Origin of the sequence: Rhizobium sp. Rhizsp42 (genome assembly GCF_047304155.1) — a bacterium.
Classification (GTDB): Bacteria; Pseudomonadota; Alphaproteobacteria; order Rhizobiales; family Rhizobiaceae; genus Rhizobium.
In genome coordinates, this window is record NZ_JBGLYS010000073.1 from 1 (window position 1) to 9121 (window position 9121).

The 9121-nt window shown below is 61.2% G+C and carries 7 protein-coding genes; 5 read left to right on the forward strand and 2 right to left on the reverse strand.

Going from position 1 to position 9121, the window contains the following annotated elements; translation table 11 throughout:
• Together ACCD05_RS31080 and ACCD05_RS31085 are read right to left on the reverse strand one after the other, a co-directional pair.
• Positions 1 to 1529, reverse strand: a 1529-nt coding sequence (locus ACCD05_RS31080; protein WP_413397488.1) for an IlvD/Edd family dehydratase, incomplete at its 3' end; no start/stop codon positions are given.
• A 134-nt stretch (positions 1530 to 1663) separates the two neighbouring features.
• Positions 1664 to 2575, reverse strand: a complete 912-nt coding sequence (locus tag ACCD05_RS31085) for a helix-turn-helix domain-containing protein (protein WP_047503809.1) — start codon at positions 2573 to 2575, stop codon at positions 1664 to 1666.
• A gap of 86 nt (positions 2576 to 2661) precedes the next feature.
• On the opposite strand from ACCD05_RS31085, the gene ACCD05_RS31090 reads away from it, so the two are divergent.
• From ACCD05_RS31090 to ACCD05_RS31110, 5 genes are all read left to right on the forward strand, one after another.
• Entirely contained in the window at positions 2662 to 3936 is a 1275-nt protein-coding gene (locus ACCD05_RS31090; protein ID WP_112950719.1) for an ABC transporter substrate-binding protein, read from the forward strand.
• A gap of 67 nt (positions 3937 to 4003) precedes the next feature.
• On the forward strand, positions 4004 to 4864 hold the full coding sequence (locus tag ACCD05_RS31095) for a carbohydrate ABC transporter permease (RefSeq protein WP_112950718.1): 861 nt from the start codon (positions 4004 to 4006) through the stop codon (positions 4862 to 4864).
• Complete coding sequence (locus ACCD05_RS31100; protein ID WP_112950717.1) at positions 4861 to 5697, forward strand: carbohydrate ABC transporter permease; 837 nt, start codon at positions 4861 to 4863, stop codon at positions 5695 to 5697. Before ACCD05_RS31095 ends, ACCD05_RS31100 begins: the two co-directional genes overlap by 4 nt.
• A gap of 14 nt (positions 5698 to 5711) precedes the next feature.
• Complete coding sequence (locus tag ACCD05_RS31105) at positions 5712 to 6797, forward strand: sn-glycerol-3-phosphate ABC transporter ATP-binding protein UgpC (RefSeq protein ID WP_047503803.1); 1086 nt, start codon at positions 5712 to 5714, stop codon at positions 6795 to 6797.
• A 54-nt stretch (positions 6798 to 6851) separates the two neighbouring features.
• A complete protein-coding gene (locus ACCD05_RS31110) occupies positions 6852 to 8855 on the forward strand; it encodes an aldo/keto reductase (protein ID WP_112950193.1) in 2004 nt (667 codons plus the stop codon).
• Positions 8856 to 9121 lie beyond the last annotated feature (266 nt).

Genomic DNA, 9121 nt, shown 5'->3' on the forward strand with positions numbered 1-9121 from the left:
CTGCGGTATATTGTCATGCGGTTAACCGATCGGTACCTCAAAGTATCATCGGTAACATGGCGGATTGTCGGCGCGCGCATGTTCACCACCTCGGCAGCGCCCGGATAGCCGATCGGGCCGGCGCCGCGCATGAAGAGGATGGTTGCGGCGTCGATCGCCAGCGACGGATCGTCGATGCGGTGGTGGTAATCCTCCGGCCCGTCGAAGACCACGGCGCGGCCGGTGAAGGCTTCCGGGTCTTCGGGATTGGAGAGATAGCGGTCGCGGAATTCCGGCGAGATGACGCTGGTTTTCATGATCGCCGAGGAGAAGAGATTGCCCTTCAGCACGCGGAAGCCGGCGCGCTCCTTGAGCGGCCGGTCGAACGGCCGGATGACCTTTTCGTCCTCGATCATCGACGCAGTATAACTCTCGCCGACCGTCTTGCCGTTGACCGTCATCGCGTTGGTGTCGAGGTGGCCGTGCTTGATCAGCTCGCCCATGACAGCGGGCACGCCGCCTGCGTGGTAATAATCCTCGCCCAGATATTCACCTGCAGGCTGCAGGTTGACGAGCAGCGGGATTTCCTCGCCATGGGTCTGCCAGTCGTCGACCGAGAGCTCGACGCCGACATGGCGGGCAAGCGCGTTCAGGTGGATCGGCGCGTTGGTCGAGCCGCCGATCGCGGAGTTCACCTTGATCGCGTTGATGAAGGCTTCCCTGGTCAGAATGTCGGACGGCTTCAGATCCTCGCGCACCATCTCGACGATGCGCAGGCCGGTCTCGTAGGAGATTTCCTGTCGGTCACGATAGGGGGCGGGGATGGCGGCGGCGCCCGGCAGCTGCATGCCGAGTGCTTCGGCAAGCGAGTTCATCGTGGTTGCCGTGCCCATCGTGTTGCAGTAGCCGGTCGAGGGCGCTGAGGAGGCGACAAGCTTGACGAAGCCCTGGTAGTCGATCTCGCCGCGCGCCATCATCTCGCGCGCCTTCCAGACGATCGTGCCCGAACCCGTGCGCTCGCCGCGGAACCAGCCGTTCAACATCGGGCCGACGGACAACGCGATCGCAGGGATGTTCACGGTTGCCGCGGCCATGAGACAAGCAGGCGTGGTCTTGTCGCAGCCGATCGTCAGCACGACGCCATCGAGCGGATAGCCGTAAAGCACCTCGACGAGGCCGAGATAGGAGAGGTTGCGGTCGAGGCCGGCGGTCGGGCGCTTGCCCGTTTCCTGGATCGGGTGCACCGGAAACTCGATCGCGATCCCGCCCGCATCGCGAATGCCTTCGCGGACGCGCTTGGCCAATTCGATGTGATGACGGTTGCAAGGAGACAGGTCCGAGCCCGTCTGCGCGATGCCGATGATCGGCCGGCCCGACTGCAGCTCTTCCTGGCTGAGGCCGAAGTTCATGTAACGCTCGAGGTAGAGCGCCGTCATGTCGGGATTGGCCAGGTTGTCGAACCAGGCCCTGGAGCGAAGCTGCGGCTTCCCGGTCTTCTCGTCGATTGCGGTGTTGCTGGATGAGGCGGGTGTTTTCTCGACCACGATCATTTTCCTTGGTTTTGCTGCGGTATATTGTCATGCGGTTAACCGATCGGTACCTCAAAGTATCATCGGTAACATGGCGGATTGTCGGCGCGCGAACCGGCTCACGTCACTCCGGCAACGTTTACGGCGCTGCCTCCTCAGGCCGGAACGTATTGCGAGATGAAGCGCGCGTCGCGACGGAAATCGGATGGCGACATGCCGGCGATATGGCGGAAGGATTTGTTGAAGGCGCTGATCGAGCCAAATCCGCTATCCATCGCCACCTGCAGCACATTCGCCTCTTCGTTCATCAGCATCGCCTGCGCGCGCGAAAGCCTTAGCAGGTTGACGTATTTGCTGAGGGTCATGCCCGTTGTCTTCTTGAAGAGGTTCATCGCGTATTTCGGATGCAGGTCGGCGGCGCGGGCGATATCGACCGAATCGATCTCATGCAGGAAGTTCAAGGCGATGAAGTCGCACATGCGCGCGACGCTGCGCGAGGATTGCGGATAGGCCTGCTCGACATCATCCGTCGCCGACAAGCCGTTGGGCGCCAGCATCGAATAGGGCTCGAGCACGATGCGCTCGATGCGCAGAAGCATCTCCTCCACGGCGTGCTGCGCCTTGGCGGCATCGCCGGATTTCGCATAGGCCACCCAGCGCGGAAAGTTCTCGATGTCGGCGGCATCGGTGGCGGAGGTGAAGAGGATTTCGCCCTTCATCAGCCGGCTCGAAATGTTGATCGGCACACGCATGCGGAAGAAATAGACCAGGGGCAGATGTCCGCCGGCATAGATCGAATCATCGCTGCTCTCGTCCATCTGGTGCGGCTGCCCGCCCCAGAACAGGCACATGTCGCCGGCCTTCATGCTGATGTCGTGGCCGTTCATGCGGTAGTGCACCTCACCACGCATGATGTAGTTCAGCTCCACCTGCACATGCCAATGCGGCATGAGCATTGGCGGCGGATGGTTGTGAAACATCTGGAGTGCCGTCGGCAATCCCTCGATGCTGCTCGCTCCCGGCTGATAGACAGCCCTCTGTTCAATCTTACTTTCCGCCAAATCCATATTCCCTTTTTAGGAGACAGCGGCTCCCTTGCGGTTAGTGTAGTCACGTTCGCTAAGGGACGGCAATTGAAAAGGGAGGATTTTCAATGCGCTTCAAACTTATCGGTGCAACCGCTGCTGTTGCACTTCTTGCATCCGGCTCCGCATTCGCGCAGTCCGCCAATCTCACCATCTGGAGCTGGAACGTCGCCGCATCTGCGCTGAAGTCCACGCTCGAAGGCTTCAACAAGCTCCATCCGGATATCAAGGTCACGGTGGAAGACCTTGGAAACCAACAGGTTTTCGACAAGATGCTGGCAGCCTGCGCCGCTGGCGGCGAGGGGCTGCCTGATATCGTCACGGTCGAAAACTTCGAGGCGGAAATCTTCTGGAATCGATTCCCGGATTGCTTCGCTAACTTGAAGGACCTTGGCTATACGGCTGAAATCCAAGGGAAATTCCCTGAGTTCAAGCGCACCGAGCTTGAAGTGGGTGATGTCGCCTATGCAATGCCCTGGGATTCCGGTCCGGTCGCCGTCTTCTATCGTCGCGACTTCTATGAAAAGGCTGGCGTCGATCCGGCATCGATCAAGACCTGGGACGATTTCATCGCCGCCGGCAAGAAGATCTCGGCCGCCAATCCCGGCGTCGTCATGGCGCAGGCCGACTTCAACGGCGACAGCGAATGGTTCCGCATGATCTCCAACGAGCAGGATTGCGGCTACTTCTCGACGGATGGCCAGAACATCACCATCAACCAGCCCGCCTGCGTCGCCACCCTTGAGAAGGTCAAGGAGATGAAGGACGCCGGGACGCTGACGGCCGCCATCTGGGATGAGAAGATCCAGGCCAACACCGCCGGCAAGGCTGCCAGCCAGATGTATGGCGGCTGGTATGAAGGCACCGTGCGCTCGGGCTCGCCCGATCTCTCCGGCAAGTGGGGCGTCTACATGATGCCGAGCCTGACGCCGGACGGACCGCACGCGGCCAACCTCGGCGGCTCGTCGCTGGCGATTGCCGCCAACTCAGCCAACAAGGAAGCCGCCTGGACCTATGTCGATTACGCGCTCGGCACCAATGAAGGCCAGGTCGCGATGCTGAAGTCCTTCGGCCTCGTGCCGTCGCTGCTGTCGGCGGTACAGGATCCGTTCGTCAACGAGGCGCAGCCCTATTGGGGCGGCCAGAAGGTCTGGGCCGATATTCTCTCGACCCTGCCGAAGATCAAGCCGAGCCGCGGCACGCAGTTCCAGACGGACGCTGACGCGATCTACAAGGCCACGCAGACCAAGTATTTCGCCGGCGGCTACCCCGATGCCAAGGCGGCGCTCGACGACGCTGCCAAGCAGATCGAGACCGCTACCGGCCTTCCCATTGCGGAATGAGTGACGATGCCGGGCATCCTATGGGTGCCCGGCTTCCATCTCTCGCTTCGACTTTGAGGAGAATGAAATGCCGACCCGGAACCGGAGCGCATATTTTTTTCTTGCGCCCTATCTGCTCGTCTTCGCCACTTTCTGGCTATGGCCCATCATCAGCTCGTTTCTGATCTCGTTTCAGAACACGCGTGTAAATCCCTGGAAATTCAGCGCTTCCGTGAATTGGGGACGCCTGATCGGCGATCCCGCCTTCTACAATGCGCTCTATAACACGCTGATCATCCTGGTGATCCAGGTGCCTGTCATGATCGCGCTTGCGACGCTGATGGCGGTGCTTTTGAACTCGCCGCTCCTGAAGGTGCGCCCGCTCTATCGCTTTGCCTTCTTCGCGCCCGTCGTCGTCGGCGAGGTGGCCTATGCCGCCGTCTTCCGGCTGATGTTCAGCATCGATTTCGGCATCGTCAACAAGCTAATCACCTCGGTCGGCCTGTCTCCCGTTTCCTGGTTCGACAACGCCAATGCCGCGATGGCACTCGTCATCATTGCTGTTACCTGGCGTTGGGCGGGCTACAACGCCATCATCCTGCTCGCCGGTCTGCAATCGATCCCTGACGATGTCTACGAGGCGGCAACCCTCGACAAGGTGTCGAAGACCAAGCAGTTCATTCATATCACCCTGCCGCTGTTGAAGCCGATCATCCTGTTCTGCGTCATCCTGTCCGTCATCGGCACGATGCAGCTCTTCGCCGAACCCTTCCTGATCACCAATCGCGGTGGTCCCGGCGGCGGCACCGAGACGCTTGGCCTGCTGCTCTATCGCCAAGGCTTCCTGTCGCTGAACTTCGGCTACGCGTCGGCGATCGCCTACACCATGGCCATCCTCGCCATCACCATCTCACTGCTCAATCTGTGGGTCGGGAGGGAACAGAAATGAAGTCCAAGTCCCAATCCAAGATGCTGCAGACCGTGCTGCTGCATGTCGTGCTGACGCCGCTTGCCATCGTCTGGCTGTTTCCGATCTGGATGATGTTTGTCTTCTCGACCATGCCCGATTACGGCATCTTCAGCCCTGACATCGTGCTTTGGCCGTCGACGAACTTCGTCGAGAACTTCAAGAACCTGCAGGCTGATACCGATTTCGTCCGTGCCATGTTCATCTCGGTGGTGGTCGCCTCGGTCTATACCTTCCTGTCGGTGCTCTTGACGTCAATGGCTGGCTGGGCGCTTGCGCGCTATCGCTTCGTCGGAAAGTCCATGGTCGTCGCCATCATTCTCGGCACCATCACGTTGCCCTTCGCCGTCGTGGTCATCCCGCAGTTCATCATGGTGGCGCGCGAGTTCAAGCTCGCCAACACCTGGGTGGCGCTGATCGTCCCGCCGCTCTTCAACTCGCTCGGCGTGCTGTTCATGCGTCAGGCCTTCTCGATGATGCCGGCGGAACTCTTCGATGCCGCGCGTGTCGAAGGGGTCAAGGAACGGCAGATCTTCCTGCGCATCGCCTTGCCGCTGGCACGCCCGACGATGGCGGCACTATCAATCATCCTCTTCCTGGCGTCGTGGAACAACTACCTCTGGCCGCTGCTCATCAATTCCAAGCCTGGAATGATGACCGCGCCGGTGGCGCTCGGATCGCTGATCGGTCTCACCAAGGTTTCATGGGGCGGCATCATGGCCGGCGCCATGCTGCTCACGGCGCCGATCCTCGTGGTCTTCGTGTTCCTGCAACGTCACTTCATCGCTGGCATCTCGGCCGGCGCAGTCAAATAGTCGGGGAACGCCTGATGTCTGAACTTTCTTTGAAAAACGTGGTCAAGCGCTTCGGCGCGCTCGAGATCATCCATGGCGCCGATCTCGACGTGAAGGATGGCGAGTTCGTCGTCTTCGTCGGCCCGTCGGGCTGCGGCAAGTCCACGCTGCTGCGCATGATCGCCGGACTGGAGGATATCTCCGGTGGCGAGATCAACATCGGCGGCAAGGTTGTCAACGATGTCGAGCCAGCTGACCGCGGCATCGCCATGGTCTTCCAGTCCTATGCGCTCTATCCGCACATGACGGTCGAGGAGAATCTGAGCTTTGGCCTGCGCATGAACGGCAATCCCAAGGCGGATACCGAAAAGCGCGTGAAGCATGCGGCCAACATCCTGCAGATCAACGAGCTGATGCAGCGGCGCCCAAAACAGCTCTCAGGTGGCCAGCGCCAGCGCGTCGCGATCGGCCGCGCCATCGTGCGTGAGCCGCAAGTCTTCCTGTTCGACGAGCCGCTGTCCAACCTCGATGCGGAACTGCGCGTGCAGATGCGCGTTGAGATCTCGCGGCTGCACAAGCAGCTCGGCACCACGATGATCTATGTCACCCACGACCAGACGGAGGCGATGACGCTCGCCGACAAGATCGTCGTGCTCCGGTCCGGCAACATCGAACAGGTGGGCGCGCCGCTCGACCTCTACGACGATCCCGCCAATCAGTTCGTCGCCGGCTTCGTCGGATCGCCGAAGATGAATTTCCTGAAAGCCAAGGTGGTCGAGACGGGGGGCGGAACGGCCACCGTCGCCATCGCCGGCGAGCAGAACGTGCGCCTGACGCTGCCGATCACCTCGGCGGTCGAGAAGGGGGCTGACGTCACGGTCGGTATCCGGCCGGAGCATTTCAGCGATGCCGGGCAGGGGGACACGGATCTCACTGTCTCCATCGACGTCGCCGAACACCTCGGCAACACCAGCTACATCTATGCCACCACGAAAGGCGGCGAGCAGATGATCATCGAGCGCCCGGAATCCCGCACCGCCGCCGAGCGCGACACGTTGACGGTCGGGCTGACGGCAAAACGCGTCTTCCTGTTCGACAGCGCGGGCAAACGCCTGCGCTAAACAATTCCATCCCAAGACTTGCAACTGACTGACATGAAAGAAGAGGACTTTCCCATGAGCTCAGATCAACCGATCCGCTGGGGTATCATCGGCCCGGGCACCATTGCGCGCACTTTCGCCGATGGCATCGCGCATTCGCGCACCGGCAAGCTCGTCGCCATCGCCACCCGCAATCCCGAAAAGCCGGGCCTCGCTGAGAACTTTCCCGGCGCTCGTATCGTCAAGGGCTATGAGGCGCTGCTTAAAGATAGCGAGATCGACGCCGTCTACATCGCCGTGCCGCACACCGGCCACGCCGAATGGGCGATCAAGGCGATCCGGGCAGGCAAGCACGTGTTGGTCGAAAAGCCGATCGCGCTAACCGCCTACGATGCCGACGCCATCTATCATGAGGCCAAGAAGGCCGGCGTTTTCGCGGGCGAGGCCTTCATGTATCGCGTCCATCCGCAGACGGCCAAGATCGTCGAACTGGTGAAATCGGGCGCGATCGGCGCGCTGTGCATCATCCGCACCAGCTTCGGCTTCAACATGGGCACGTTCCGCCCGGAACACCGCCTCTTCGCGAACGAGACCGCCGGCGGCGGCATTCTCGATGTCGGCGGCTATCCTGTTTCCATGGCGCGGCTGATCGCGGGTGCTGCCGAAGGCAAGCCGTTCCTGGAGCCGGAAAAGGTCGCGGGCGTCGGGCATCTTGGCCAGTCTGGCGTCGATGAGTGGGCATCCGCCGTGCTGCAGTTCCCCGGCGGCGTCATTGCCGAGGTCTCGTGCTCGATCATGGCGAACCAGGACAACACGCTGCGCATCATCGGCTCGGAAGGCCGCATCGAGGTCAAGGACTTCTGGTTCGCTTCGGGCCACAAGGGCGGCGTCGGCAAGATCGAGCTCTTCAAGGGCAACGAGCAGCAGACGATCGAGGTCAAGGAAGATCGTTGGCTCTATTCGTTCGAAGTCGATGCGGCGGGCGATGCCATCCGCGCCGGCCAGCAAGAATTCACCTCTCCCGGCATGGGCTGGGCTGATTCCGTCGGCAATCTGCGCGTGCTCGACCAGTGGCGCGCCTCGATCGGCCTGGAATACAGCGTAGAGAAAGCGGCAAAGCGGGTGACCAATCTTGCCGGCGACAAGGTCACGCTCGGCAACAGCATTCCCAAGCGCGCCATCCCCGGTATCTCCAAGCCCGCCTCTGTGGTCACGCTCGGCTTCGAGTTCTTCCCGAACTTCGCCGCCGCCTCACTGACGCTCGATGCCTTCTATGAAGCCGGCGGCAATGTCTTCGACACCGCCTTTGTCTACGGCGGTGGCAAGACGGAGAGCATCTTCGGCGACTGGCACACCAGCCGCAATGTCAACCGCGAGGAGATCGTGCTGATCGGCAAGGGCGCGCACTCGCCGCTGGTCTACCCCGATGTCATCGCCAAGCAGCTCGACCAGTCGCTCAACCGCCTGAAGACTGACTATGTCGACATCTACTTTATGCACCGCGACAACACCGATGTGCCAGTTGGCGAGTTCGTCGATGCCATGGACGCCGAGGTCAAGCGCGGCCGCATCCGGGGCATCTTCGGCGGTTCCAACTGGACCCGCGAGCGCATGGACGAGGCGGCGGCCTATGCTGCGAAGAACGGCAAGCTGGCGCTGGCAGCGCTGTCGAACAACTATTCGCTGGCTGAAATGCTCGACCCGATCTGGGCCGGTTGCGTGACGTCGTCGACCGACGAGTGGAAGACATGGCTCAACGAGCGGCAGGTGCCGAACTTCGCATGGTCCAGCCAGGGCCGCGGCTTCTTCACCGACCGTGCCGGTCGCGACAAGCACGATGACGAGGAAATCGTCCGTTGCTGGTATTCCGACCGCAACTTTGTGCGCCGCGACCGTGCGATCGAGCTGGCCAAAAAGCTTGGCCGCAGCCCGATCCACATCGCGCTCGCCTATGTGATCGCGCAGCCGTTCCCGGTCATTCCGCTGATCGGACCACGCACGATCGCCGAGCTGGAAGACAGCCTTTCGGCGCTTGATATCAAGCTGACACCCGAGCAGGTGAAGTGGCTCGAGGCATAATCCATCGTCTTCCGGGATGATGTGAGAAAGCGGGAATTCGGGCTCCGGATTCCCGCTTTTTTTCTGGCGTTCGCCACCATTCGACCTATATCGGTCTCAGCGCTCCGACGAAGGGTTGGAGCAGCGCTCGGATGGGCGCAATTTCGCGCGATCGGCCATTTGGCGACACCGCGCTTAGGCATGAACGATACAGGAGGTGGCATGAAAGATGCCGCGCCCGTTGAGAGAACGGATCAGTGAGATGCGGGTAATGATCGAGGGACAGT